The 471-nt window shown below is 53.5% G+C and carries 1 protein-coding gene; it reads right to left on the reverse strand.

The window, feature by feature from the left end; genetic code table 11:
- Positions 1–471 (reverse strand): SDR family oxidoreductase (locus DEQ92_RS23355; protein WP_147299590.1); only part of this gene is annotated, 471 nt, incomplete at both ends.

Genomic DNA, 471 nt, shown 5'->3' on the forward strand with positions numbered 1-471 from the left:
ACGAGTCGGCGATCTGTTCTGGCGTCCACCCACCTGTTTTCGTATCCGCTGGAACTTCCTTGATAATTTTACGTTCGCGGTCGGGGTCAGAGATGAACGAGAGTTCACCAGACCCAAGTCCGACCGTACACCCTGTGATGTCTGTCGCTTCCTCACTCGCTAAGAAAGCAGGTAGCGGAGCGACAAGCTGTGGTCCGTGCGTTTCATCAGTCATCCCGTCGGGTTGATATTCTTCAGGAATAGACTTGTACATTCGTGTGTAGGCCTCTGGCCAAAGGCTGTTCACTCGGACATTATATCGTTCAAGTTCTTGCGCGCAGTTTCGTGTGAGGCCAAGAACACCTGCCTTCGCAGCCGCATAATTAGGTTGTCCAGCCCACCCAATCGCCGCCGAGCTAGATACACCGAGGAATGACCGTTGTCGCTCAAATTCCTCTTCTTCGTACCGGGCTTTCCAGTGCTGGGAGGCAT

The organism is Haloferax sp. Atlit-6N (genome assembly GCF_003383195.1).
Taxonomy (GTDB): Archaea; Halobacteriota; Halobacteria; order Halobacteriales; family Haloferacaceae; genus Haloferax; species Haloferax gibbonsii.